At 68.0% G+C, this 24,877-nt stretch carries 21 protein-coding genes and 1 tRNA gene; 12 read left to right on the plus strand and 10 right to left on the minus strand.

The annotated features are described in order from the left end of the window. Positions 1-85 precede the first annotated feature (85 nt). The 4 genes from OG439_RS14175 to OG439_RS14190 all read left to right on the plus strand — a co-directional run bounded on the left by OG439_RS14175 (position 86) and on the right by OG439_RS14190 (position 3,560). Entirely contained in the window at positions 86-1,123 is a 1,038-nt protein-coding gene (locus tag OG439_RS14175; RefSeq protein WP_326949816.1) for a FecCD family ABC transporter permease, read from the plus strand. A gap of 1 nt (position 1,124) precedes the next feature. After that, complete coding sequence (locus tag OG439_RS14180; protein WP_326949817.1) at positions 1,125-2,174, plus strand: FecCD family ABC transporter permease; 1,050 nt, start codon at positions 1,125-1,127, stop codon at positions 2,172-2,174. Positions 2,175-2,177: 3 nt separating this feature from the next. Further along, a complete protein-coding gene (locus OG439_RS14185) occupies positions 2,178-2,984 on the plus strand; it encodes an ABC transporter ATP-binding protein (protein WP_326949818.1) in 807 nt (268 codons plus the stop codon). Between the two features lie 90 nt (positions 2,985-3,074). Continuing rightward, complete coding sequence (locus OG439_RS14190; protein ID WP_326949819.1) at positions 3,075-3,560, plus strand: DinB family protein; 486 nt, start codon at positions 3,075-3,077, stop codon at positions 3,558-3,560. On the opposite strand, the gene OG439_RS14195 is transcribed toward OG439_RS14190, so the two are convergent. Continuing rightward, a complete protein-coding gene (locus tag OG439_RS14195) occupies positions 3,547-4,866 on the minus strand; it encodes a lysine N(6)-hydroxylase/L-ornithine N(5)-oxygenase family protein (protein WP_326949820.1) in 1,320 nt (439 codons plus the stop codon). The two genes, OG439_RS14190 and OG439_RS14195, sit on opposite strands and share 14 nt — an antisense overlap. Before the next feature lie 115 nt (positions 4,867-4,981). On the opposite strand from OG439_RS14195, the gene OG439_RS14200 reads away from it, so the two are divergent. Beyond that, a complete protein-coding gene (locus OG439_RS14200) occupies positions 4,982-5,926 on the plus strand; it encodes a methionyl-tRNA formyltransferase (protein WP_326949821.1) in 945 nt (314 codons plus the stop codon). A 168-nt stretch (positions 5,927-6,094) separates the two neighbouring features. Here the strand turns inward: OG439_RS14200 and OG439_RS14205 are convergent, their stop codons facing one another. From OG439_RS14205 to OG439_RS14220, 4 genes are all read right to left on the minus strand, one after another. Then, the gene (locus tag OG439_RS14205; RefSeq protein WP_326949822.1) at positions 6,095-7,474 is read right to left on the minus strand and encodes a GNAT family N-acetyltransferase; all 1,380 of its coding nucleotides are present in this window, start codon (positions 7,472-7,474) and stop codon (positions 6,095-6,097) included. After that, positions 7,471-8,454, minus strand: a complete 984-nt coding sequence (locus OG439_RS14210) for a hypothetical protein (protein ID WP_326949823.1) — start codon at positions 8,452-8,454, stop codon at positions 7,471-7,473. Before OG439_RS14210 ends, OG439_RS14205 begins: the two co-directional genes overlap by 4 nt. Positions 8,455-8,618: 164 nt before the next feature. Continuing rightward, on the minus strand, positions 8,619-9,104 hold the full coding sequence (locus OG439_RS14215) for a GNAT family N-acetyltransferase (RefSeq protein WP_326949824.1): 486 nt from the start codon (positions 9,102-9,104) through the stop codon (positions 8,619-8,621). Beyond that, the gene (locus OG439_RS14220; RefSeq protein WP_326949825.1) at positions 9,101-10,738 is read right to left on the minus strand and encodes an ABC-F family ATP-binding cassette domain-containing protein; all 1,638 of its coding nucleotides are present in this window, start codon (positions 10,736-10,738) and stop codon (positions 9,101-9,103) included. The genes OG439_RS14215 and OG439_RS14220 overlap by 4 nt, the downstream gene beginning before the upstream one ends. Before the next feature lie 148 nt (positions 10,739-10,886). Between OG439_RS14220 and OG439_RS14225 the strand changes: the two genes are divergently transcribed. The 7 genes from OG439_RS14225 (at position 10,887) to OG439_RS14255 (ending at position 19,457) form a co-directional block, all read left to right on the plus strand. Then, positions 10,887-11,798 carry a PaaX family transcriptional regulator gene (locus OG439_RS14225; RefSeq protein ID WP_256474818.1) on the plus strand — a complete coding sequence of 304 codons (912 nt, stop codon included), beginning with the start codon at positions 10,887-10,889 and terminating at the stop codon, positions 11,796-11,798. Between the two features lie 2 nt (positions 11,799-11,800). Beyond that, complete coding sequence (locus OG439_RS14230) at positions 11,801-12,580, plus strand: enoyl-CoA hydratase/isomerase family protein (RefSeq protein ID WP_326949826.1); 780 nt, start codon at positions 11,801-11,803, stop codon at positions 12,578-12,580. 121 nt (positions 12,581-12,701) lie between these two features. Next, positions 12,702-14,957: a glycosyl hydrolase family 18 protein gene (locus tag OG439_RS14235; protein ID WP_326949827.1), complete on the plus strand. Its 2,256-nt coding sequence runs from the start codon at positions 12,702-12,704 to the stop codon at positions 14,955-14,957. 187 nt (positions 14,958-15,144) lie between these two features. Beyond that, a complete protein-coding gene (locus OG439_RS14240) occupies positions 15,145-16,323 on the plus strand; it encodes an alginate lyase family protein (protein WP_326949828.1) in 1,179 nt (392 codons plus the stop codon). A gap of 135 nt (positions 16,324-16,458) precedes the next feature. After that, positions 16,459-16,532 (plus strand) — tRNA-Pro (locus tag OG439_RS14245). 337 nt (positions 16,533-16,869) lie between these two features. Beyond that, the gene (locus tag OG439_RS14250) at positions 16,870-18,045 is read left to right on the plus strand and encodes a DUF262 domain-containing protein (protein WP_326949829.1); all 1,176 of its coding nucleotides are present in this window, start codon (positions 16,870-16,872) and stop codon (positions 18,043-18,045) included. Then, positions 18,042-19,457 carry an AAA family ATPase gene (locus OG439_RS14255; protein WP_326949830.1) on the plus strand — a complete coding sequence of 472 codons (1,416 nt, stop codon included), beginning with the start codon at positions 18,042-18,044 and terminating at the stop codon, positions 19,455-19,457. The genes OG439_RS14250 and OG439_RS14255 overlap by 4 nt, the downstream gene beginning before the upstream one ends. 227 nt (positions 19,458-19,684) lie before the next feature. On the opposite strand, the gene OG439_RS14260 is transcribed toward OG439_RS14255, so the two are convergent. The 5 genes from OG439_RS14260 to OG439_RS14280 all read right to left on the minus strand — a co-directional run bounded on the left by OG439_RS14260 (position 19,685) and on the right by OG439_RS14280 (position 24,599). Further along, positions 19,685-20,746: a tyrosine-type recombinase/integrase gene (locus tag OG439_RS14260; protein WP_326949831.1), complete on the minus strand. Its 1,062-nt coding sequence runs from the start codon at positions 20,744-20,746 to the stop codon at positions 19,685-19,687. A gap of 89 nt (positions 20,747-20,835) precedes the next feature. After that, complete coding sequence (locus OG439_RS14265; protein WP_326949832.1) at positions 20,836-21,054, minus strand: helix-turn-helix transcriptional regulator; 219 nt, start codon at positions 21,052-21,054, stop codon at positions 20,836-20,838. Between the two features lie 13 nt (positions 21,055-21,067). Next, positions 21,068-22,663, minus strand: coding sequence for a replication initiator (locus OG439_RS14270; protein WP_326949833.1), 1,596 nt, complete (start codon positions 22,661-22,663; stop codon positions 21,068-21,070). Then, positions 22,663-23,049 (minus strand): hypothetical protein, encoded by a 387-nt coding sequence (locus tag OG439_RS14275; protein WP_326949834.1) that lies wholly within the window; start codon positions 23,047-23,049, stop codon positions 22,663-22,665. The genes OG439_RS14270 and OG439_RS14275 overlap by 1 nt, the downstream gene beginning before the upstream one ends. Next, entirely contained in the window at positions 23,046-24,599 is a 1,554-nt protein-coding gene (locus OG439_RS14280; protein ID WP_326949835.1) for an FtsK/SpoIIIE domain-containing protein, read from the minus strand. The genes OG439_RS14275 and OG439_RS14280 overlap by 4 nt, the downstream gene beginning before the upstream one ends. Positions 24,600-24,877 lie beyond the last annotated feature (278 nt).

The raw sequence follows: 24,877 nt of genomic DNA on the forward strand, positions 1-24,877 counted from the left end.
AGGTGAACCTAACAAACCGAGGGTGAGGATGCACTCCTGTACCATCGGTTAGCCTTACCTAAAATTGGTACCAGTCGGAGGTGCGGTGCGAACAGACCCCGGAGGTATCGCTCTCACGCGACGCCCGCCACACACGGGCCGCGCGATCGGGTTCCTCGCCGCCCTCGCGGTCCTCGTTCTGCTGTGCCTGCTGAGCATCTGGCTGGGGTCGAAGGAGATCTCGTTCGGCGCCGTCTGGCAGGTGCTGTGGCACAACGACGGCTCCGCCGACGCCGTGATCATCCACAGTGTCCGGATGCCGCGGACGCTCCTCGCGGTGCTGGTGGGCGCCGGTCTCGGGCTCGCGGGCTGCGTGATGCAGGCGCTGACCCGCAACCCGCTGGCCGACCCGGGCCTGCTCGGCGTCAGCGCCGGGGCCGCGTTCGCCATCGTGTTCTCGATCACCGTGCTCGGCGTCAGCTCGGCCTACGGCTACATCTGGTTCGCCTTCGCCGGTGCGCTGGCCGCGACGACCGTCGTCTACTTCCTCAGCACCCGCGGCCGTGCCGGGTCGAGCCCGGTCAAGCTCGCGCTCGCCGGCGCCGCCGTCACGGCGTTGCTCGCCTCGTTCACCAGCGCGATGGTGCTGTCGGACCCGGTGGCGCTCAACCGCTACCGCTTCTGGTCGGCGGGTTCGCTGGCCGGCGTCGACAGCAGCGCGCTGCTGCAGGTCCTGCCGTTCCTCGTGATCGGCGTGGTGCTGGCGATCGCGAGCGGCCCGGCGCTGAACAGCCTCGCCCTCGGCGACGACGTCGCGATCGCGCTGGGCCGCAAGCTCGGCCCGCTGCGGCTGCGCGGCGCACTCGCGATCACCCTGCTGACCGGTGCGGCCGTCGCCGTCGCCGGGCCGATCGTCTTCCTCGGCCTGATCGTCCCGCACGCGGTGCGGTTCGTCATCGGCCCGGACCACCGCTGGCTGCTGCCCTACACCGCGGTGCTCGCGCCGTGCCTGCTGCTGGCCGCCGACATCCTCGGCCGGATCCTGGCGCGGCCCAGCGAGATCCGGGCCGGCGTGATCGTCGCGTTCCTCGGCGCGCCGTTCTTCATCTACCTGGTTCGCCGGCGCAAGCTCGTGGAGACCTGACATGGCCTTGCTCCAAGCGCGACGCACCTTCCGGCTCACGACACCGCCGGTGTCGGGCCGGTTCCGGCCGCGGCTGCTGATCGTCTGCCTCGTGCTCGCCGTGCTGACGTTCGTGCTGTTCTGCGTCGGCATGACGATCGGCGACGTCCCGATGAGCGTGTCCGACGTCCTGTCCGGCCTCTTCGGCGGCAGCGACAGCGGAAACGGCTACATCGTGCAGGAACTGCGGCTGCCCCGGGCGCTCACCGGACTGCTGGCCGGGATCGCGTTCGGCGCGTCCGGCGCGGTGTTCCAGACCATCACGCGCAACCCGCTGGCCAGCCCGGACATGATCGGCATCAACGCGGGCGCGGCCACCGCCGTCGTCGCCGGGATCGCGTTCGGCTTCGGCGGCGGTCTCGGCACGACGACGCTGGGCCTGTTCGGCGGGCTGTTCACGGCGGTGCTGGTGTACGCGCTCGCCTGGCGGCGCGGCACCACCGGCTACCGGATCCTGCTGGTGGGCATCGGGATCTTCGCGATGTGCACCAGCCTGACCGACTACCTGCTCAGCCGCGCGCAGATCACCGAGGCGCAGGCGGCGATCGGCTGGATGGTCGGCAACCTCGCCAACCGCGGCTGGGAGCACGTCATCCCGTTGCTGTGCGCGCTCTGCGTGCTGCTGCCGGTGGTGCTGGCGCTGTCGCGATGGATGAGCACGCTGCTGCTCGGCGACGAGGTCGCGGCCGGGCTCGGCACACCGGTGCAGCCGGTGCGGCTGGGCCTGCTGCTCTCCGGCGCCGGCCTGGTCGCGTTCGCGACGGCGTCCGCGGGCCCGATCTCGTTCGTCGCCCTGACGGCACCGCAGATCGCGCAACGGCTCGCGCGGCTCTCGTCGCCACCGATCACGGCGTCCGCGCTCACCGGCGCGGTCGTGGTGCTGGGCAGCGACATCATCGCGCGCGAGATCACCGCGTCCGCGCTGCCGGTCGGCATCGTCACCGGCATCCTCGGCGCCCCGCTCCTGCTCTGGCTGCTGGCCAGGGCCAACCGATCCGGTTCCGGAGGCTGACACATGACATCCGACGCCCCCTCGCTGCGGGTGGAGCAGCTCCGGGTCGCCTACGACGACCGGGTGGTCATCGACGGCCTCGACCTCGACATCCCGCCGGGTGAGATCACGGCGATCATCGGCGCGAACGCCTGCGGGAAGTCGACGTTGCTGCGCACCCTGGCCCGGCTGTTGACGCCGAAAGCGGGCGGGGTGTACCTCGACGGCCGGTCGATCCACGACCTGCCGACCCGCGAGGTCGCCCAGCGCCTCGGCATCCTCCCGCAGTCGCCGGTGGCGCCGGAGGGCATGACGGTGGCCGACCTCGTCGGCCGCGGCCGCGCCCCGCACCAGAGCTGGTGGCGCCAGTGGTCCACTTCGGACGAAGGCGCGGTGCGGGCCGCTCTGGCGGCCACCGAGCTGACCGACCTGGCCGACCGGCCCGTCGACGAGCTGTCCGGCGGGCAGCGCCAGCGCGCGTGGATCGCGATGGCCGTCGCGCAGGGCACGCCGGTGCTGCTGCTGGACGAGCCGACGACCTACCTCGACCTGGCGCACCAGATCGACGTGCTCGACCTGGTCGTCGACCTCAACCGCGACGAGGGCCGCACGGTGGTGATGGTGCTGCACGACCTCCCTCAGGCGTGCCGCTACGCCGACCACGTCATCGCCATGAAGGCGGGCCGGATCGTGGCGGCGGGCAAGCCCGTCGAGGTGATCACCGAGGAGCTGGTCGAGGAGGTCTTCGACGTCCGCTGCCAGGTGACCCCGGACCCGATCAGCGGCACGCCGATGGTGATCCCGATCAGCCGCCACCACCCGGCACCGTAGAACCGGCGCTATCCTGGGCGCGGCCCTCCTCGGTTCCGGACGTCACGTCCCCGAGGACCGTCCGGCCACTCCCCTCCAGGAAGCAGAGCCATGTTCGTGCTGCCCGAAATCACCACCGGATCCGAGCGTCTCCTGCTGGAGGCGACGATGGACCGCAACCGCCGCGCGGTCGCCGACACCGCGCGCGGCCTGTCCGACACCGACGTCCGGACGCGGCTCGTCGCGTCGTCGACCACGCCGATCGGCCTCGTCAAGCACGCCGCGATGGCCGAACGCCGCTGGTTCCAGCTCCTGCTGCTGGGCCTCGACGAGGCCGACTGCGACGGGCCCACGACCCCCGGCGACGCCAGTTTCGTCGTCGCCGACAGCGAAACCCTCGACGACGTGATCGCCGAGTTCGAGCGGGCCGCCGCACGCTCACGCGAGATCGCGGCCCGCTTCGACCTCGACGACACCTGGACCCACGACGTCCTCGGCGAGGTCAACCTCCGGTTCGTCTACCTGCTGCTGATCGAGGACTTCGCCCGCCACGCCGGGCACGGCGACATCCTCCGGGAGCAGCTCACCGCGCGCTGACCGCGTACTCCCCCTCCGGCGCCGCAACCACCCTGCGGTCCACAATGGACTGCAGGATCTCGCCCACCCGCACCGCGGTGTTGGACAGCAGCGACGACGTGATGCCGTGCGTGTGCTCGGTCCCGCCCTGCAGGTAGATGCCGCCGCGCAGGGCGGGTTCCGTCGTGATCCGGTAGTCGCGCTCGACACGCAGCCGGCCCTCGTCGTCCCGCGCGCACTGCGGACCCAGCTCGCCGAGCAGCGGCGTCGGGTCGGCGGGGCGGTAGCCGGTCGCGTAGACGACGGCGTCGGCTTCCAGCACCGTGCGCTCGCCCGTCGTGAGCGACTCGACCGTCGCCGAGACGGCCGCGCCGGTGTCGGTCACCTCGACCGGGCGGGAGACGTTGAACAGCCGCAGCCGCTCCACGCCCAGCACCTTCTCGCGGTAGACGCGGCGGTAGAGCTCGTCGATCAGCTCGACGTCGACGGCGGAGTAGTTCGTCGCGCCGTGGTAGCGCATCAGGCGGTCCTTGACCGGCTCACCCGCGCCGTAGAACTGGTCGACGGCCTCCGGGTCGAAGATCCGGTTGGCGAACGAGCTGTCGTCGGCCGGGCTGTAGCCGTAGCGCGCGAACACCGCGCAGATCTCGGTGTGCGGGAACTCGTCGTGCAGCAGGGCCGCGACTTCGGCGGCGCTCTGCCCGGCGCCGACCACGACGAACCGCTTCGGCTCGGTGCCGCGCAGGCGTTCGACGCGGAAGAGCAGCTCGCTGTTGTGCCAGATCCGCTCGCCCGCGGTGACGCCTTCGGGCAGCTGCGCCCGCAACCCGGTGCCCATGACCAGGTTCCGGGCCCGCAGCGAGGTGCCGTCGGAGATCTGGACGTCGAAGAACTCGACCTCCGCACCGTCGTAGACCGGCTTCACGGACACGACTTCGGTGCCGTACGAGACGACGTCGTCGACCTTCGCGGCCGCCCACTCGAAGTAGTCGTGGAACTCGACCCGCAGCGGGAAGAGGTTCTTGTGGTTGATGAAGTCCACCAGCCGCCCGGCGGCGTGCAGGTAGTTGAGGAAGGTGAACTCGCTGGTCGGGTTCCGCATGGTGACCAGGTCCTTGAGGAAGGAGACCTGCATCGTCGCGGTGTCGATCAGCATCCCGCGGTGCCAGCCGAAGCGGGGTTGCCGCTCCAGGAAGTGCGCGGTCACCGGCTTCCCCGCGCCGGCGTTGTGCTCGGCCAGCGCGATCGCGAGGGCCAGGTTCGAAGGTCCGAAACCCACCCCGACGACGTCGTAGATCGGGACCTGTTCGCCGGCCTCTGCAGTCATGTCGCTCCCTCGCACACTCCGGTAACGTTCAGGGAACCCTAACCTAACTTAGGCGAGCCTCGCCTAGTACGTTCGTGGTGATGTTCGTCCCCCGACTACGGAAAGGCATTCTCGAATGCGCGTGGCGATGTTCGGCTACCAGACCTGGGGGCACCGGACCCTCCAAGCGCTCATCGACGCGGGCCACGAGGTCGCGCTGGTGGTCACCCACCCGAAGAGCGACCACGCGTACGAGCGGATCTGGGCCGACTCCGTCGCCGATCTCGCCGAGGCGAACGGCATCCGCGTCCTGCTGCGCAACCGCCCGGACGACGACGAGCTGCTGGCCGAGCTGAAGACGGCCGAGCTCGACCTGATCGTGGCGAACAACTGGCGCACGTGGCTGCCGCCGGAGATCTTCGACCTGCCGCGCCACGGGACCCTCAACATCCACGACTCGCTGCTGCCGTCCTACGCCGGGTTCTCCCCGCTGATCTGGGCGCTGGTCAACGGCGAGCCCGAGGTCGGCGTCACCGCCCACATGATGGACGGCGAGCTGGACGCAGGCGACATCGTCCTGCAGCGCGCGATCCCGGTCGGCCCGGCCGACACGACGACGGACCTGTTCCACCGCACGGTCGACCTCATCGCGCCGATCACGGCCGAGGCGATCCAGCTCATCGAGACCGGCTACACGCCGGTGCCGCAGGACCGGTCGAAGGCGAGCTTTTTCCACAAGCGCGCCGCGCGCGACAGCCTCATCGACTGGACGTGGCCGGTCGAGGACATCGAACGCCTGGTGCGCGCCCAGTCCGACCCGTACCCGAACGCGTTCGCCTACCACCGCGGCCAGGAGCTGCGCATCACGAAGGCGTCGGTCTCGCAGGGCCACTACGGCGGCACGCCGGGCCGCATCTTCATCAAGGAGGCCGACGGCGTGGTGATCGTGGCCGGCCCGGAAGCCCGCCGCGGCCAGTCCCCCGGCCTGCTGGTGGAACGAGTCCGCACAGCGGACGGCACGGAACTCCCGGCGGCCGACTACTTCACGACCATGGGCGGGTACCTGACCGACCGGCCCTGAGACGCCGAGTGGTGCTGTTGGCGAATTCGTGGCGAAGCGCCGGTGAGCGGTCTGCCGCGGCTGGTCGTGAGTGTTTAGGGCGGTTAGAACCGCCCTAAACACTCACGAGGGCCGTGGCAGACCGCGGAGGCTGGATTCGCCGACAGCGACCGGCGGCGCGACAAAGGACTAGCGCAGCGGCACAACGCCGTCGGTCAGCGTCCCGGCGATCCGGCGGTGAACGGGGTGTTCCCGTGGCGTGGCCACGCCGTACACGGCCGCCAGCACCTCGGCCAGGTCGGTCAGCAGGTCGGGCCCGGACAACTCCGGTGGCCCGTAGATCCGGCCGGGGGGCTTGAAGAACAGGCGGCACGGCACGTCCTCGCCCGGGCCGAGGGCGGGCTGCCGGTAGTCGACGGCCAGTTCGCGGCAGCCGACGCGGAGGAACGGGGCACAGTCGGTGCCGGGGCCGAGTTCGGCGTACCAGCCGCGGATCTCGGGCCGGTCGGCGAGCAGCCGCTGTTCGAGCCGGGCGACGAGCGCCGGGAACCGGCCCGAACCGCGGAGGGGGACCGCGAACGTGACGTAGCCCAGCAGCGCGGCCGCGGTCAGCGTGTGGAACGACGCCATCCCCGACGGCTCCGGGTCGGCCGGGGCCGCGCGCAACGCCCACAGGTGGTAGCCCGGCTCGGCGACCGCGTGCCGGAACTCGTCCTCGCCGACGGCGGTGGGGCCGGGCGGGAACGCACCGCGGTAGACCGCCAGGGTGCCGGCGAAGTCCCGGTCGTCCGGGCCGGTCACCGCGTGGACGTCGAGCGGCCGGGCGGCCTCGCGACCGGTGTAGCGGTCCAGGGGCAGCCGGCCGACGTCGTCCCGCGCGCTCAGGTGCGCGGCCATGCGCCGGTACTCGGGCGAGTCCTCGGGACGGTCGATCCGCATGGCCAGCCGCAGGTATTCCCGGACGACGAGGGTGATCGCGGCGGCCGGGACGCGATCCCGCCAGGCCGCCGACAGCGGTTTGCAGATCAGGATCAGCCCGGTCACCGGAGCTTGCCCCGGCGACAGAGCGGGCTGCCGGTAAGGGAAGTCGAGGCCGGCGTAGCCGTACCGGTGCCAGATCAGCGCCCGCGCGACCGGGTCGAGGTTGTCGGCGAGTGCCGACACCGCCCGGGGATCGTTCATCTCGGCCACTACGCCGGCGAGTTCGCGCCCGCCGCCGGCGGCGTCGGCGGCCAGGACCGCTTCGATGTGGTCCATCAGGGCCCGGCCGACGCCCCGGCCGCGCACGTCGGGCGAAACGAGCAGGTACTCGATCACCCCCGTGGCGGGTTCGGCCAGGTAGTCCGCGATCACCGCGCCGGCCAGCAGCTCGCCGTCGAAGGCGAGGACGATGTGGTAGTTGTTCTCGCCGTACCAGCCGTGTCCCTTCAGCCGCAGGTAGCCGGCCATGTTCTCCAGCGACTCGCGTTCGTCCGGATCGGGGAACAGGCTGACGTAAAGGGTCCCGTGGAACCCGCCCAGCACGGAGAGGTCGTCCGGGGCGCCGGTGAGCTCGCGGAAGGTGATCACTGCCGGCTGTCTCCGCTGATCGTGCCGAGCAGCCGCTGGAAGTCCCGCGAGCCGAGCGCCGGTTCCCCGGGAACGAGGAAGCCGGACTTCTGCAGCAGTTCGAGCTTGCCGTGGCGCTCGCTGACGTACGCGGCCTTGTGCGCCAGGCTGTCGAGGTTGTACCCGATCGCGTCGACGTTGGTCAGGTCCGTGTGCTCCCACAGCAGGTAGCAGTCGCCCAGCCGTGGCGGCTGGTCCTCCGGGGCGTCGTCGGTGGCCCACCAGCACTGCCAGACGTAGGCGGAGTAGTAGTCCGGGATCTCGAGCAGCGGGTCGAGCCGGTGCTGCTCGGAATCCAGCAGCAGGCAGTAGTCGAACTCGCCCTGCCACCGCTCGGCCGCGGCGCCCAGCGCCGGGTTGCGCGTCATCAGGTGGGACCGGTGGCAGAGCAGCGCGGTGACCTCGGCCTTGAGCGCGCCGACCCCGCGTTCCCGGAACATCGGCATGATCCCGCTGCGGATGGCCCGGCCCTTCTCGCCGACCGCGGCCACGAGGATCGAGTTCGCCTCGTCGCCCCGGCCGAGCTGGCCCAGGAAGAACCGGGACCGGTCCGGCCCGTCCTCGCTCGTGAAGTCCCACGACGGCGCCCACTCCTCGAACCCCGCGTAGGTCCACTGCTGGATTCCGTTGCCGTGCACCGGATCCGAGCCGCCCCTGGCGCGTTCCCACCAGCCGGCGTTGAGCAGCACGGCGGGCGAGAACACGCCGGTGACGCGCACCGGTTCGGGGTGCCGCGGCGGCCGGGACGACGGACCGAGCCGGGCCCGGAGCTGGTCGACGTCCAGCACTTTGGGCAGCCGGTCCCGGCGAGGCACCGACGACGGTGTACCGCCGACGAAGTCGGTCGTGTGGAGCACCTTCTGCAGCAGCAAGGTCAGCGGGTCCGCGATCTCGGCCCGGATGATGTCGGCGATCAGCCCTGGCCGGTAAGGGATCCCCACGCCGATCGAAAGGGGGCCGAGCTTGCCCGATATATGCCACAGGGACTCGGTGTCCGAAACGCCGCCCCGATTGACCGCCATGTCTCCGCCCATCCGCTCGCTCGCCGAACGGGTGGTAGGTCGGCGGCGTACTGGGCACCGTTACATCGGCTGTCGGTACTGGATCAGCCGAGGATCTTGACCATGGTGTCGGCGTTCGCGGAACCCGCTCCCACGACTTCGTAGCCCTCCGCGAGGTACAGCCGCCGGGCGAAGTTCTTCCGCTCGACGCTGAGGCTGATCCGCTCGACACCCGCCGCGCGGGCCCGGTCCGCGGCGGCCCGCAGGAGCGCACGGCCGACACCCCGGCCGCGCCAGGCGGCCACCACGCCGATCGACAACTCCGGGGCGTCGGCGGCGACGAACCCGTACCCCGGGTCGTCGGCCGTGAAGAACCGCAGCCACGCCGCGCCGACGCGTTCGCCGTCCGCCTCGGCGACCACGCCCAGGTCGTCCGGCCGCGGCCACCCGGCGACGTAGTGCGCGGTGTCGGGGGCCAGCAACACCCGGCGGCGGCTCTTCTTCTTCCCCTCCGGCGACCAGTTGACGGCCGCCACGAGCATGTCCGCCAGAAAGTCGCCGTCGTCGCGAGTCGCCTCGCGGAGGTTCACAGCTCGCGGACCTTGCCGCCGGTCACCTCGAAGCGGCGGGTGACGTGCACGGCGTCGAGCATCCGGCGGTCGTGCGTCACCAGCAGCAGCGTGCCCGGGTAGCGGTCCAGGGCCGCCTCGAGCTGCTCGATCGCGGGCAGGTCCAGGTGGTTGGTCGGCTCGTCGAGCACCAGCAGGTTGACGCCGCGGGCCTGCAGCAGCGCCAGCGCCGCGCGGGTGCGCTCCCCCGGCGACAGCGTCGCGGCGGACCGCAGCACGTGCGCGGCCTTGAGCCCGAACTTCGCCAGCAACGTCCGGACGTCGGCGTCGGGCAGCTCCGGCACTTCACGCGCGAAGGCGTCCGCGAGCGGGCCGTCGCCGAGGAACAGCTTGCGCGCCTGGTCGACCTCGCCGACCACGACGCCCGAGCCGAGCGCCGCATCGCCTTCGTCCGGGGACAGCCGGCCGAGCATCAGCGCCAGCAGCGTCGACTTCCCGGCGCCGTTCGCGCCGGTGATGGCGACCTTGTCCGCCCAGTCCACCTGCAGGTCGACCGGCCCGAGCGTGAACCCGCCGCGGCGGACGACCGCGCCGCGCAGGGTCGCGACCACCGCGCCCGCCCGCGGGGCCGCGGCGATCTCCATCCGCAGCTCCCACTCCTTGCGCGGCTCGTCGACGACGTCCAGGCGCTCGATCATCCGCTCGGTCTGCCGCGCCTTCGACGCCTGCTTCTCGGTGGCCTCGCTGCGGAACTTGCGGCCGATCTTGTCGTTGTCGGGTGCCTTCCGGCGGGCGTTCTTGACGCCCTTCTCCATCCAGCCCCGCTGCATCCGCCCGCGGGCCTCGAGCGCGGCCTTCGTGCCGGCGAACTCGTCGTAGTCCTCGCGGGCGTGCCGCCGCGCGACCTCGCGCTCCTCCAGGTAGGCGTCGTACCCGCCGCCGTAGGTGTTGACCTGCTGCTGCGCCAGGTCCAGCTCGACGACGCGGTCGACCGTGCGGGCCAGGAACTCGCGGTCGTGGCTGACCAGCACCGTGGCCGAGCGCAGGCCGGTGACGAACCGCTCCAGCCGGGCGAGGCCGTCCAGGTCGAGGTCGTTGGTCGGCTCGTCGAGCAGGAAGACGTCGTAGCGGCTCAGCAGCAGCGACGCCAGCCCGGCGCGCGCGGCCTGGCCACCGGAGAGCGACGTCATCAGCTGGTCCAGGTCGATGGCCAGCCCGAGGTCGGCGGCCACCTCCGCGGCACGGTCGTCGAGGTCGGCGCCGCCGAGGGCGAGCCACCGGTCGAGCGCGGTCGCGTACAGGTCGTCCGAGCCGTCCTCGCCCGCGGTGAGCGCCTCGGTGGCCACGTCGAGGTCCGCCTGCGCCGCCGAGACGCCGGTGCGGCGCGCCAGGAACGCCCGCACCGACTCGCCTTCGCGGCGTTCGGGCTCCTGCGGCAGGTGCCCGACGGTGGCGGTCGGCGGGTTCAGCCGCACCTCGCCGTCGTCCGGGCGGGCCAGGCCGGCCAGGGTCCGCAGCAGCGTCGACTTGCCGGCGCCGTTGACGCCGACCAGGCCGACGACGTCGCCGGGCGCGACGACCAGGTCCAGACCGGAGAAGAGGAGGCGATCGCCGTGGCCCGCGGCCAGGTCCTTCGCGACGAGAGTTGCGCTCATGAGGTAGCCGAGTCTACGGGCACGTGGTGAACTGTCAGATCAAGGTCAATGACACCGCCTGTGTGTGTCCGGTGGCGCTTTGATCACTCAGTGTGGGTAACCTGTTCGGTTGTCGATACCCCGCAGCAGTGAGGTCGGTGAACACAGAATGGGCGAGCCCGCTTCCCCGGTCACCCTCGGCCGAAGGCCGAAGGCGAGGGAAGGCCGCGCGTCGGCGCCACGGCCGACGGTCAGCCGCCGTCGCGAGGTGAGCCACGCGAGCGCGCGTTCGCTCCTGATGACCGTGCTCGGCGAGTACGCGCTCCCCCGCGACAAGCCGGTCTGGACGTCGATGCTGGTCGAGGTCCTCGGGATCCTCGACATCGAGGAGAAGTCGGCGCGGCAGGCGCTGGCCCGCTCCGCCGCCGAGGGCTGGGTCGTCTCCGAGCGCGTCGGCCGCCGGGTGCGGTGGTCGCTGACGCCGCCGGGGCGCCGGCTGCTGACCGAGGGCGCCGACCGGATCTACGCGTTCGGCCGCGAGGCCCGCCCGTGGAACGGCCAGTGGCTGATGCTGATCGTGTCCGTGCCGGAGGCCAAGCGCGACCTGCGCCACCGGCTGCGCACGCGCCTGACCTGGGCGGGCTTCGGCTCACCGGTCGCCGGCGTCTGGGTCAGCCCGGACCTGAGCCGCCAGCGCGAGGCCCAGCAGATCGTCACCGACCTGGGCCTCGAAGCGCAGGCCATGTCGTTCACGTCGACCTACGGCGAGGTCGGCGAGCAGGAGACGATGGTCGCCCGATCGTGGGACCTCACCGAGCTGAAGGACCGCTACGAGGACTTCATCGACCGCTTCACCGGCCTGAACCCGACCGGCGGCCGCGCGGTGCTGCGGGCGCAGACCGAGCTCGTCCACGAGTGGCGGCGGTTCCCGTTCCTCGACCCGCAGCTGCCCGCCGAGCTCCTGCCGGCGAAGTGGAGCGGGACGAAAGCCGGGGAGCTGTTCCATCACATACACGTCGACTGGCGCCCCGACGCCCAGCAGTATTGGGACGACATCGTCGAAGCCGAAGAAGCAGGGTGAGCATGACTGACCAGGTCCGCCTCGACCGTGACGGCGGGCTCGCCGTCCTGACCGTCGACGCGCCGCCGTTGAACCTCTACACGGCTTCCCTGCAGGCCGACCTCGCCGCCGCCATCGGCTCGCTGGAGGACACCCCCGCCCGAGCGCTCCTGATCCGCGCCGAGGGCAAGATCGTCAGCGGCGGCGTGGACGTCTCGCTGTTCGACGCCCAGGGCTCGCCCGCCGAGGCGAAGGTGCTGTTCGACGAGATGCTCGCGGTGCCGGACCGGATCGCCGCGCTGCCCTTCCCCACCGTGTTCGCCGCCCACGGCCTGTGCCTGACCTGGGCGTTCGAGGTCGCGGTGGCCTGCGACCTCATCCTGGCCGCCTCGCGCGCGAAGTTCGGGCTGGTCGAGAAGGTCGTCGGGCTGACGCCGACCATGGGCGGCACCCAGCGGCTCGCCGCGCGGGCGGGCGTCGGGCGCGCCAAGGAGTTCGTGATGACCGGCGACACCTACGACGCGGCGACGATGGAGCGCTGGAACGTCGTCAACCGCGTCTTGCCGGACGAGGGCTTCGACGCCGCGGCCCGCGCGTTCGCCCAGCGGCTGGCGGACGGCCCGACCCGCGCCCACGCGGCGACCAAGCGCGTGCTGGACCACTTCTCCGCCGGCGGCGTCCCGGAGGCCAACGCGCACATCACGACGATCGCGGCGGCGCTGTTCGAGACCGAGGACCTCCGGGGCGCCGTGAAGTCGTTCCTCGCGGACGGCCCGGGCAAGGCGACGTTCTCCGGACGTTAACAGTCCGTTCGGACAACGGTTTCCGCCGTTCGGGCGTGCGCGGATCGTCCCGCTCCGGGCTACATTCGAATTTGGTCTAGACCACCATATTCGTCTGCTTCGTGTCGCTTGGAGAACCGCCATGAGACGCACGCCCGCACGACTACGCTCCGCGCTCGCCGCACTGCTGATAGCAGCAGGCGGCGTCGCGGCGCTGGCCCCGCCCGCCGCCGCGGCCGGTTCGCTGACCGCCTCACTCGCCCTGAGCGGCACGACCGGCACCTACGCCGTCACCAACGCCGGAACCGCCTCGGTCAGCAACTGGGCGATCACCTTCACGCTGCCCGCCGGCGTCACCGCCGGCACCGGCGACAACGCCACGGTGACGCAGAACGGCACCCAGGTCACGCTGACCCCGGCGTACTACATCGCGACGCTGGCGCCGGGCCGCAGCACCTACCCGTACAACCCGACGTTCCGGCTCAGCGCGGCCGCGACCCCGACTCAGTGCCGCGTCGACAACGCCAACTGCGACGGGTCACCGGACACGCCACCCGGCGCGCCCGCGAACCTGCGGCTGGTCGCGAAGACGACGACCACGGCCGCGCTGGCCTGGAACGCGTCGACGGCCGGCTCCCTGCCGGTCACCGGCTACGACGTCTACCGGGACGGGACGCTCGCCACGTCCGTCACCGGCACCAGCGCCACGATCAGCGGGCTGACGCCGAACACGGCGTACTCGTTCACCGTGAAGGCCAAGGACGCCAAGGGCACGGCGTCGCCGGCGAGTGCGGCGCTGGCCGTCACGACCAACAACCCGGCCAACGACACGCAGGCACCCACGGTGCCCGGCGGTCTGCGGTCGACGTCGGCCGACGCGGCTTCGGTGTCGCTCACGTGGACCGCGTCCACCGACAACACCGGCGTCGTCAGCTACGACGTCTACCGCGGGAGCACCCTGGCGACGACGGTCACCACGACCGCCGCCGTCGTCACCGGCCTGTCACCGTCCACTTCGTACACGTTCACGGTGCGCGCCCGGGACGGCTACGACAACGTGTCGGCGCCGAGTGCCGCCGTCACCGCGAAGACCGGCGACATCGTCTCGGGCTACGCGAAGGTCGGCTACTTCGTGCAGTGGGGCATCTACGGGCGCCAGTACTTCGTCAAGAACCTCGAGACGACCGGCGCGGCCGCGAAGCTGACGCACCTGCTGTACGCGTTCGAGAACATCGACCCGGTGAACCTGACCTGCCTCTCCGGCGTCACGAAGGGCACCACGGCGAACCCGCAGGACCCGAGCCAGGGCGACGGCGCCGGTGACGCCGAGGCCGACTACTCACGGCCGTTCGCGGCGGCCCAGTCGGTCGACGGCGTGGCCGACACGGGCTGGGAAGCGTTGCGCGGCAACTTCAACCAGCTCAAGAAGCTCAAGGCGAAGCACCCGAACCTGAAGGTGCTGGTCTCCCTGGGCGGCTGGACGTACTCGAAGTACTTCTCCGACGTCGCGGCCACCGACGCGTCGCGCAAGAAGTTCGTCTCGTCGTGCGTCAACACCTGGATCAAGGGCAACCTGGCGTCCTACGGCGGGGCCGGCGGCCCGGGCACCGCGGCCGGGCTCTTCGACGGCATCGACATCGACTGGGAGTGGCCCGCCAGCGCCGACGGCCACCCCGGCAACCACTGGAGCCCGAACGACAAGAACAACCTGACCGCGCTGATGGCCGAGTTCCGCACGCAGCTCGACGCGTACGGCGCGACCACCGGCAAGCGGTACCAGCTGCAGGCCTTCACCCCGGCGGACCCGGCCAAGGTCACGGCCGGGTGGGACCTGTCGAAGATCTTCAGCTACCTCGACGTCGCGAACGTGCAGGGGTACGACTTCCACGGGTCGGGCAGCGACAACTCGTGGGAGCCGAACCGCACCGGCCACCAGGGCAACCTGTACGCCGACGCGGACGACCCGTACAACTTCCACTTCAGCGCCGAGGCGGCGATCAACGCGTACACGAACGCGGGCGTCGATCCACGGCGGCTGACGCTCGGGCTGGCCTTCTACGGCCGCGGCTGGCAGGGCGTCGCCGCGGGCGGGAAGAACGGCGAGTGGCAGTCGGCGACCGGCGCGGCGCCGGGGCAGTTCCCCGAGGAGGCCGGCACGCGCGGGTACTCGAACCTCCTCGCGAGCGTCCCCGGGTGCACGGTCTACCACGACACAGCGGCCGTCGCGACGTCCTGCTACACGGGCAACGGCGGCCAGTGGTGGACGTTCGACGACGCGTGGTCGATCGGGCTGAAGACCACCTGGCTCAAGTCGCGCGGCCTGCTCGGCGTGATGGCGTGGGAGATGTCGGGTGACACCGGGGCGCTGATGAACGCGGTGAGCGCGGGTCTCGGTTAACGGAACGGCTATTCAGCCCGCTGAACGGAAATCGCCTTCCGTTCAGCGGGCTGAACATTTCGCTCTTTCTTTCCTTCACGACACGAAGAAAGGCATTGCCCGCTCTTGACTGACGGTGGTCTGGACCATAAAACTGTCGGGACAGCGCGCTGGTGATCCACCTCACATCGTCGTCCCGAGGAGAGCCATGTCCGCATCCCGCTGGAGGAAAGTCGTCACGCTCGCCGCCGCCGTCCCGCTCGCACTGGGCCTGATCGCCACCCCGGCACCCGCGGCGCCGGCCACGTTCACCCACCCGGGTGTGCTGGTCAGCCGTCCGCAGCTGGACTTCGTGAAGGCGCAGGTGAACGCCGGCGCCCAGCCGTGGAAAGCCGCTTACGACCAAGCCAAAGCGAGCACGTACGCATCACTTTCGCGCACGCCGAAACCGCGTTCGGTCGTCGAATGCGGCCCGTACTCGGACCCGAACCTCGGCTGCACCGATGAGCGGGAAGACGCGATCGCGGCGTACACGGACGCGCTGATCTGGTACATCTCGGGCGACGCCCGCTACGCGCAGAAGGCGATCGCCCTGATGGACGCGTGGTCGGCGACGATCACCAACCACACCAACAGCAACGCACCCCTGCAGACGGGCTGGGCGGGCTCGTCGTGGCCCCGCGCGGCGGAGATCATCAAGTACACGTACACGAGCTGGCCGAACTCGGGTCGTTTCGGCACGATGCTGCGCAACGTCTACCTGAACAAAATCATCAACGGCAGCAACAGCAACGGCAACTGGGAACTGTCCATGATGGAGGCCGCGGTGGGCATCTCGGTCTTCCTGGAGGACAAGACGAACTACGACAAGGCGGTAACGCGTTACCGCAACCGCGTCGCGGCGTACGTCTACCTCACCTCGGACGGCGCCCTGCCGAAGACGGTCCCGGGCAGCGGCCTGTCCACACGCGACCAGATCGTGGGCTACTGGCAGGGCCAGGGCACGTTCGTGGACGGCCTCACACAGGAGACATGCCGCGACTTCGTCCACACGGGCTACGGCATAGCGGCGATCGCGGACGTGGCGGAGACCCTGCGCATCCAGGGCCAGGACGTCTACGGAACGGACGTCGGCGAGCGCCTGCGCCAGGCTTTGGGCTTCCAGTCGAAGTACGAACTGGGCACGGCGGTCCCATCCTGGCTCTGCGGCGGCAGCGTGAAGCGAGGCCTGGGCCCGGTGACGGAGGTGGGCTTCAACGCACTCCACGGCCGCCTGGGCATCGCAATGGCCAACACGCAGACGCTGACGGAGAGCAAGCGCCCGGCGGGCACGAACGCGTTGTTCGTGGCGTGGCAGACCCTGACCCACGCGAACAACCCAGCGTGACCTGACCCTTGCCCGCCTGCCTCTGCTTTGCCCTGGATGTTTGGGTTTCCGCAGGTCAGGCGGGCAAGGCACCCTGGTTACAGAGCCGTTTCGAGGGCGCGCTAGAGTACTCACACGCACTGAGAAGTGCGGGTCCGGGCTGTGGCGCAGTTTGGTAGCGCACTTGACTGGGGGTCAAGGGGTCGCAGGTTCGAATCCTGTCAGCCCGACGGACACAGAAGCCGCTCAACTTGGGTGAAAGCCCAGGTCGGGCGGCTTCTTTACGATGCCCTTGACCTGGCGCGGCTGTTGACACCATGGATGTCGGGGACCACATGGGGACCGCTCGTGGACCGCGAAGCGCCGCCCCCTAGCTGATGCGCAGTTGTGGAGCAGTTGCCCAGAGGAGCTTCGCCTCGCGAATCCTCACCATCAGGTCTAGCGTTGCCGGCCGCACGTCGACACGCTACGAAGGGACGCTCCCCGCCAAGTGCAGCGAGACCTGTAATCTGATCCGGTCGACTCGCTTTCAACACTGCATTACAAGGACCCGACAGCGGAGTTGTTGTGAAACTAGAGCCCTGGGAGCCAGACCTCCGTACCCTCATCGCTCGCCAGGAGGAAGGCGAACTCGACCTACAGCCCGACTTTCAGCGTGGGCTAGCGTGGAACACAGTCAAACAGCAAAGGCTTATTGACACCATTCTTCGTCAATGGTCAATTCCACCCCTGCATATTCTTGTGCTACCAGACGAAAAACTAGCCGTTCTTGACGGACAGCAACGACTGCGCGCTATTAAGAAGTTTATTGCCGGAAATCTCAAAGTCGGATCATTTGACCCTTTCGATGATTTCGTTCGCTCTCTAAAAGGTCTCACATTCGACGAACTTCCGGATACCGTGAAGCGTCGAATACACAACTACAAGATTTCTTGTTACCGGCTGTATGAGTACAAGCCAGACGAGCCGTACGAACTCTTCTTCCGCCTAAATCTACCAACCGGGCTTACTCAGGCGGAAAAGAGAAATGCCTTAATTGGAGATAGCAGGAAGCAAATCAAGGACCTCGTAGCGCTGGCGAAATCGGCAGGCTGGCGAATGGAAACAATCGGTTTTGAGAATGCTCGCCTAGCGTATGATGACACCATTGCACGGGCTTGCGCGTATGTTGAAAGCCGCAGTCTGCGCACTTCCCTGAATGCGTCAGAGCTGGAAGCTCAATACCGCAAAGACGGTGGGTTTTCAAGCGCAACAATTAACGTTGTAGCCGCATCAATTTCAGGCATTGGGCGCGCCGTCGATGGCCCTCGTGACGGGTTTCGACTAAACAAAGCGACCCTCCTTACCTGGATTCTTATTCTTTGTCGCGCAGAGCTAAATTCGAGTCTACGTCAGGTTGATCTCGGACGCCTTCTCGTACTGGTTGAACGCGGTCGCGTCTCCGTCCGCCGCCCTTCATTGATCTTCGACGATTCACTTGCAGGACCCCGCGCAGTTGTTGAAGCGTACCTAGAACTCTACAACGATCGGGCTAGCCTTCGAGTAACCGACGTTCTTTCGGTGATAGCTCGAGATGCCGTAGCTTGGAGGCTCGCTGCATTCTTTGACGATCGCGTGCTTCAAAATGACCAGATTAATAACCTTGTGGGAAAGCTAGGCAAGATCGAGTCCAACCCCCCTGAAATTGAACGTGAGACACTTCATATTCTTGAGTCCCCACAAATCTGGGGAGATCTCGCGTGAAGCAGGCAGAACGTAACGACGTTTGGCGACACGTTGGGTCAGACTGGCGCGAGACCCTCAGAATCGTCGAACTAGATATTCGAGACATGCCGGGAATCGAACCTGGAAAAGTTGAGCTTACAGGGGGACTCTCCCTTCTTTGCGGCGTCAACGGCTCCGGAAAGTCGCGCCTACTTGGCGCGATTGCCGATTCTGTCGAAAATGGCGATTCAAGCAAGGTTCACGTAGAGACCAGCGAACAGCCGACTGAAGTTGCTTACATCGATACGTTCTGGCTACTTCAGCGACAACGTATCTCCTTTGGCACAGATCAATCTCTTGATGATCGAATTCAACAAGCTGGCTTCACATCATTTAGAGCACCCGAGGTTCGGCTGGCGTCCTACCTACTGGGGCGTCAGTACGAGAAAATCGACTTGGCCGAACTCGAATCCACCGATGATACCAATGAAATTGAACAAGAGTCTCATGAAACATCGACGGTACATCGAGCTCTAACTTTCCGAAGCGATGCCCTTCCGTACTTTGTTACGCGAAGGAACGGTCAGGACTTCACCTCACTGGACCTTAGCCAAGGTGAACTTGCCGGGCTCACGCTAATTTGGGCAATGAGACAGGTCAACAAGTCCTCGATTATCATAATCGACGAACCCGAGACATTCATGTCACCACTATCATCGAAGAGAAGCCTCGACGTCGTTGCTTTTTACGTTGATAAGAATCGTGCACCCTGCCTAGTCACCTCACATTCATATCTTGGACTCGCAGCGGTACCCAAGGAACATTTAGTTCTTCTTCACCCTTCAAGTCCCGGAATGGTGCAGCTTCGGAATTCAGATGAAAGGACCCTCTGGAAGACTCTCCGACTGGCCGCCCCCAAAGCTATCCTCTTCGTCGTAGAAGACGAAGCAGCAAGGCAATGGTTAACGTTTCTCCTTCGCTCTTTCGATTTCCCACACCTCGAACTCGTTGACATTTGGATAGCGGGCGACTCGAGCAAGGTCCGCCAGGCTGCTCTATTTCCCGATAAATGCAGAGGCGCGACGATGTCAATCTGGGGAGTGCTCGACGGAGACGAGCGAGAAAAAGCGAAGGCCAAGGGGAACATTATTTTTCTGCCGGGAAAGGTGAGTCCCGAACAAGTCATACTGGACACACTGACAAGTGAGTCAATCGAGATTAACGGCATCGCCAGGTCTAAGGCACAAGAGATGCTTGCCGCACATGAGGGAGAAAACCCTCATGATGCCATTCTTGCGATTGCATCTGATGCAGGACTTGCAGTCGCCGCGTTTCGTCACGCTACCCTTAATACATGGTTGAAGGAAACCGAAGACGGGCAAGCTGCGGCAGCAGAATTTATTGAATCTTTGAACCAAGTTAAACTTCCCGAATTGCGCCCTGACTTATGAGTTTCACGCTTACACGAGCCCGACACCTTTGATTAGAATGATCCATTCTTACATGCTATTCACAGCTCCGCTAGCCAACAACGACACTCAAGCTCAGCCACAAACCCAGGCGAATTCGAGTTCGCGATAGGCCACAGAACGCAGACACTCGCCGCGCGCGCTACCGAACTCCTCACACCCTTACATCGCTCGAATCCGAGCATGACACGGCAACCTAAGGTGATCTGTCAAAAGTTCACCAGCGTAAGTAACCGACTTTCGTCAGGATGCAGATAACGCTGCGTCGTCGTAAGCGATCCGTGGCCCGCGATCTTCCGGAGGTGGTGTAACGGTACGCCAGCGTCCGCCATCCAAGTCAGCCCAGTGTGCCGCAAGTCGTGACGCCGAAGATGGTCGTGGCCGAGTTTCGACACGACCTCGTCCCACGAAGTCGCGTCGCGGAGGACTGCCGTGGTAATGCGGCCGCCACGTGGGCCTCGGAATAGTCGGCCATCGGGGTCGCGATCGGCAGAGACGATACGACGGGCGACTAACTCTCGGATGTCCTCAATCAGCGGCACTGTCCGAGCCCGCTTCCCCTTCGTCCCCTTGTCCACCAGCCCGCCAGGCGACGGCGTCGTCTGCCGCCGAACCGTCCACGTCCAAGACTCGGTGTCGATGTCGCTCACCCGGCAACCCGAGACCTCTCCGATCCGGGCCGCCGTGCAGGCAGCGAACAGCACCACGTCACCCCAGCCCCGGTACTCCCCCGACGACCGCGCCACCAGGGCGTCCGCCAGCGTCGTGAGCGAGACCCAGTCAGGCAGCGCCAACGACCGCGGATCGTCCAACTCGTCCTCGGCGCGCTTGTACTCCTGCTGCCAGCCGGTCACCCGGGCCGGGTTCCTGTCGATGATGCCGTCCCGAAGCGCCTGCTCCATGACCCTGACCAGCACCGCGATGCTGTTCTTCACCGTCGACCGGCTGCACTCATCCGCAATCCACGCGTGAACCGCCCGGTCGACCGCCCCGTTCGTGATCATGCTGACCGGCAGGTGCCCCAGCGTCGGGACGACCCGCTTCCGCCAGCCGGCCAAGTACGGATCGGTGGTCTTGGCCTCCAGCCCCCGCAGAGCGAACGTCATGTTCGTTGTCCCGTAGTCGGCCAGCTTCATCGTCGCCGTGTTCGGATCGACGCCTTGAGCTGCGGCACGCTCCATCCGGGTGATCCAGTCGCGCGCCTCGTCCTCGGACGCGAACGCCTCCGACTTGCTCGGACGCCTCTTCGTCACCGGGTCGACCCACCGCACCCGAGCGCGGTACGGACTCGCCCGCCCAGGCCGGTACTCGACATCAGATGACAACGAGACGCCGAGCGGAAGCCGCACATCGCCGGCCATCACGCGGCCGCCTGACCTGGATCAACGCGCCTACTCCGTAGCCACGCTTCGATGTCCGACGCGCTATACACGGTCACCCGTTCGGAGAGCTGAACGAAGGGCGGTCCCTGCGGAGGCCGGGACGTTCGCCACCTCCGCACCGTCGACGGATCAACGCCGAGCAGGGCGCCCAACTCCTCAGTCGTGAGCCACCGCCCATCCACCAGTCGCAGTTCCACGTCCGCTCCCCTCCTAGGCCGCGAGCTCGGTTGCCGAAGTTTCTGGAGGTCTCTCCGCCGCCAGTAGCGCCCGGTCGTACTCGGCCTTCCACGTGATCCGCTCCGCGATCGCGCGCATCACCAGGTGCGACCGAGGCGGGACCTGCGGGTCTCCGGGCTCGACCTTGCGCCAGACCTGCTGTGTTCGGTCGGCCTCCGGCTTCTCGATCCCGACCGCCGCGAGCGCCTGGAGCACGAACGCCCGCCGGTCGGCTTTGTGATCGAGGAGCGTCTTGCCCGACCACTTCCGCGAGACCAGGACACGGCGGCCAGGCAGACCGAGCGTGGTCCGGCGGTGAGCCCGGCCCTTGCAACGCCCCGGGGTGGTCTTGCCCGTGACGCCCTTGGGCTGGACGCCGTAGAGCAACCAGACCGCGCAGCGCGGCGAGCATGGCGTGACCGACAGCTCGGCATATAGCCGGTCGTGATGATCGGCCTGGGCAGCGCTGTCTGCCTCGACGACTTCCCCGGTGGACTTCGTCAGATACTTGGTCAGGTAGCCGATGTGGCGGCCGGCTTCTTCGGTGCCGCCGAGGATGCCCTTCGAGTGCACCTGACGCCCGAACCGGACGACGTGCGCCGGCCGCTCGACCGCCTCCACCGCGTCGTCCCACCGGGTCAGCGGCCGACGCGTCTCCGGGTCGACGAAGCCAGCCTCCGGGCCATCCCAGACCGGCAGGCGGTCGGTGTAGACGATCTCGTCATGTGCCGGCCACCAGACCTGGTGGTATGTGGCTTCGGTGACCTGGCGGATCACGTCGTGCGGCACCGAGCCCCGGATAGCGGCGTGTAGGTGCGGAGCGGCCCGACGCTGGGGCTCGACGGTGGCGAAGTACTGCGCGTCCCAGCCGACGACCCGGCGCAGGTTCTGCCACCACCGATCCACCAGCGCGGCGAAGTGCACCGCATCCCGAGCGGCCCGCCGGTAGTCGTACCGGGACCGGTCGACCGGAGCACCGTCACCGCGGACTGGCCCGTAGGTGTCGCAGGTCAGCGTCACGAACATCGACGGCCGGAACTTCCCCGCGTACTCCCGGCCCACGGTGGTCTTCGCGACCTTTCGCCGAGGAAGATTCGGCGTGTCCTGCCTGCGCTTGGTCGACCGCTTCACGGCAGGTTTGGCCGGGACATCGAGGACGGGCAGTCGGCCCCGCATCCCGAGTTGCCGAAGTTCCGCATCGACCCCGGCGACCTCCTCCCGCAGCTCCTCGGCCTCGGCCTGGTCGTGCTCGACCACCTCCCGGTAGGCCGCGACCAGGTCCGCGCGGTAGGTCAGCAGCTCCTTGTGGTCCTCCGATGGCGGCTCGGCTGTGAGGCTGGGTTCTTCGGTCATGTGCCAGCCTTCGCGGCACTGGACCTGCCGCAGCGCCTTCGCCTTCCGAGCGCAGGGCAGACAGACCGACTCGACAGTGGACCCACAGGGCACCGGGACGTACCGAAGTTCGCCGGTCGTAGTGTCCCCCACCTCCATCGTGAATGGACGGACACAGACCCCGTGTTTCTCCGCTGTCGCCCGGATGACGTCAGCAGCCAGCGGCGTCCGCATCCGCTCTGCACGTGTCTCACCCATCAGGCCGCCACCTCCCCCGGCGAGGACCAACCCCGCAGAAGGAACACCGGCATGTCCTGCTTCGCTCCGGCCGGGAGGTCCGGGAACGTGCTCGGCTCAAACCGCACCACGCCGAACACCACGACCGGGATGCCGCACGGCGTCCGGCCGCTGATCGACAGGTGCACCCACCGCCCGTCGACCAGCCGCCACAGCCGAGCCGAGACGTCCTCGAGCGTCTGCGTCCACACCAGCAACGCGTGCGCGACCTCCGGCAGCCCGTCCACGTCGAGCTGAACCGTGATCGGACTGGACCAGGCATTGACGTCGACCGACGCGGCCGGCGGCAGCTGGTGGGAGTCCAGGTGGTCACGGATGGCGTCGAGGAAGATCATCAGCCGGTTCACGCGGCTACCCCCTCACCGCCGTGTCGCAGATCCGCGACACCCCCGTTGGTCACGTACGCCTCCAGCGCCTTGACCGTGCTGTCGGAGACCCAGCCTGCGCGGATGCGCAGCGGTTCGCGGATGCCTTCGCCCCAGACGTAGCCCACGCCGGCCTCCGAGTCGCCGATGCGGTTCGCCCACGCCCCGCGCTCGTACGCGCCGTCACCGAGCACCATCCCGACGTGCGTCTTCGAGGTCACACGCAGGCACACACGACGCGTGAACAGCTCCCGCACGGGGACGGTGTCCTTAGTGGGCTCCTGGACGTAGCCGCGGACCGAGATCCCTAGTGCCCGGCCTTGGGTGGTGAGCAGCGCGACACGCTCCACAATGGCCTCACGGGTCTTGCGGTCGGTGTACTTCGTGAGTGCGCCGATCTCATCGAACTCCAGCAGCTCCAACGGATACTCCGTCGACACCGGAATGGTCCGGAGCCGACCAGCGAACGCGCGCTTGCGCGATTCCGTCTCCTCCACCAGGCCGTCAAGCAGCTCGACCGCGTCCTTACCGCCCACGGCGTAGCGGGAGAAGATCCCGCGCCCGTAGGCCAGTTCCATGCCCTTCGGGTCGATCCCGGACATCCGTACCACCCCAGCCCGGATCGCCGACGCTGCCGCGACGAGCGGGCACCACATCACTGAGTTCTTGCCCGCCCCGGAGGCACCGGCGGTCAGGCAGTGCGCGCCAGAGCCGAGCAGCGGGACACGCCAATCACGCCCGTACTCGGTCCGCCCCGCCCACACGTTACGCAGGTCCACACCGGATGAGTCGACGCCGTCCGGGACCTGCGGGCCGGCCACCCCACCGCCAAGCAGGTCACGGCGCTGAAAGTCGATCGACACAACGTTGGGGGCTAGCTCACGAACCTGGCAGCGAGCAACCTTCCGCGCCACAGCCAGCGCCCGAGCAGCATCGTCGAAGTCCTCCGGCTTCTGGCCTGCCACCAGCTCTACGCGCACCTCATCCCACGACGCGCCGGAACGGACGCCGAGCACCTTGGGCAGCCGCGCGCTCGCCCGGTTCGACGTCGAGCGGGACAGTGCGCGTCGACGGCCGACGAGGTTCACGTTCACCACCACCGGCAGCGCCTCGTCCCGCACCGACAGGCCGCAGGCGTGCAGCCACTCCGGCAGCTTCCGTCCGTAGACCGCCCACCGGGCCCACCAGGAGCGCAGAAACCGCCAGCACCACTGGTCGAAGGAGACGGCGTCGATGAGCCGCCACGTCACCAGGACCACCGCGATGCTGCCAACGATGATCGCCAGAGAGAGCCAGCCGAGAAGCTGGCACCACACGAACACCGCGATCACGGTGAGGCTGGTCCGCCACCGCGTCAGCACTTGCGCGAGCATCCAGAGCACGGCCTTGCACAGCCACCACAGCGCCACGAACACCACGGCCGCCGCAGCTACAGTTTCCACCACGGACGCCAAGGCGCGGCCGACCTTGTGCAGCACCCACACACCGAGCCCCAGCCCGGCCAGGGCCACTACCGCGAAGCCGGGAGACATCACCGACCACCCCGCTTCACGTCGAGGTCCAGCGGCAGCATTCCTAAGCAGGGAGCGCACTGCGTCTCGCCGGGCAGCAATTTGGCGAATCGTTTGCAGGAGGCGCAGCGCGTTCGGGTGACCCCCGTTGACGCTCGCCCGTTGTCATCGTTTAGCGTTGTCATTGTTCACTTCCGCTGGTTGTGGACAGCGCAGGAGCGGCAAGGTTGGTAGCCAGGTTCCGCTTCTGCGCCTTACGGATCACACGCACCCACATCAGGACGTGCTTCAACGCCGCA

This window comes from Amycolatopsis sp. NBC_01307 (assembly GCF_035975215.1).
GTDB lineage: Bacteria > Actinomycetota > Actinomycetes > Mycobacteriales > Pseudonocardiaceae > Amycolatopsis.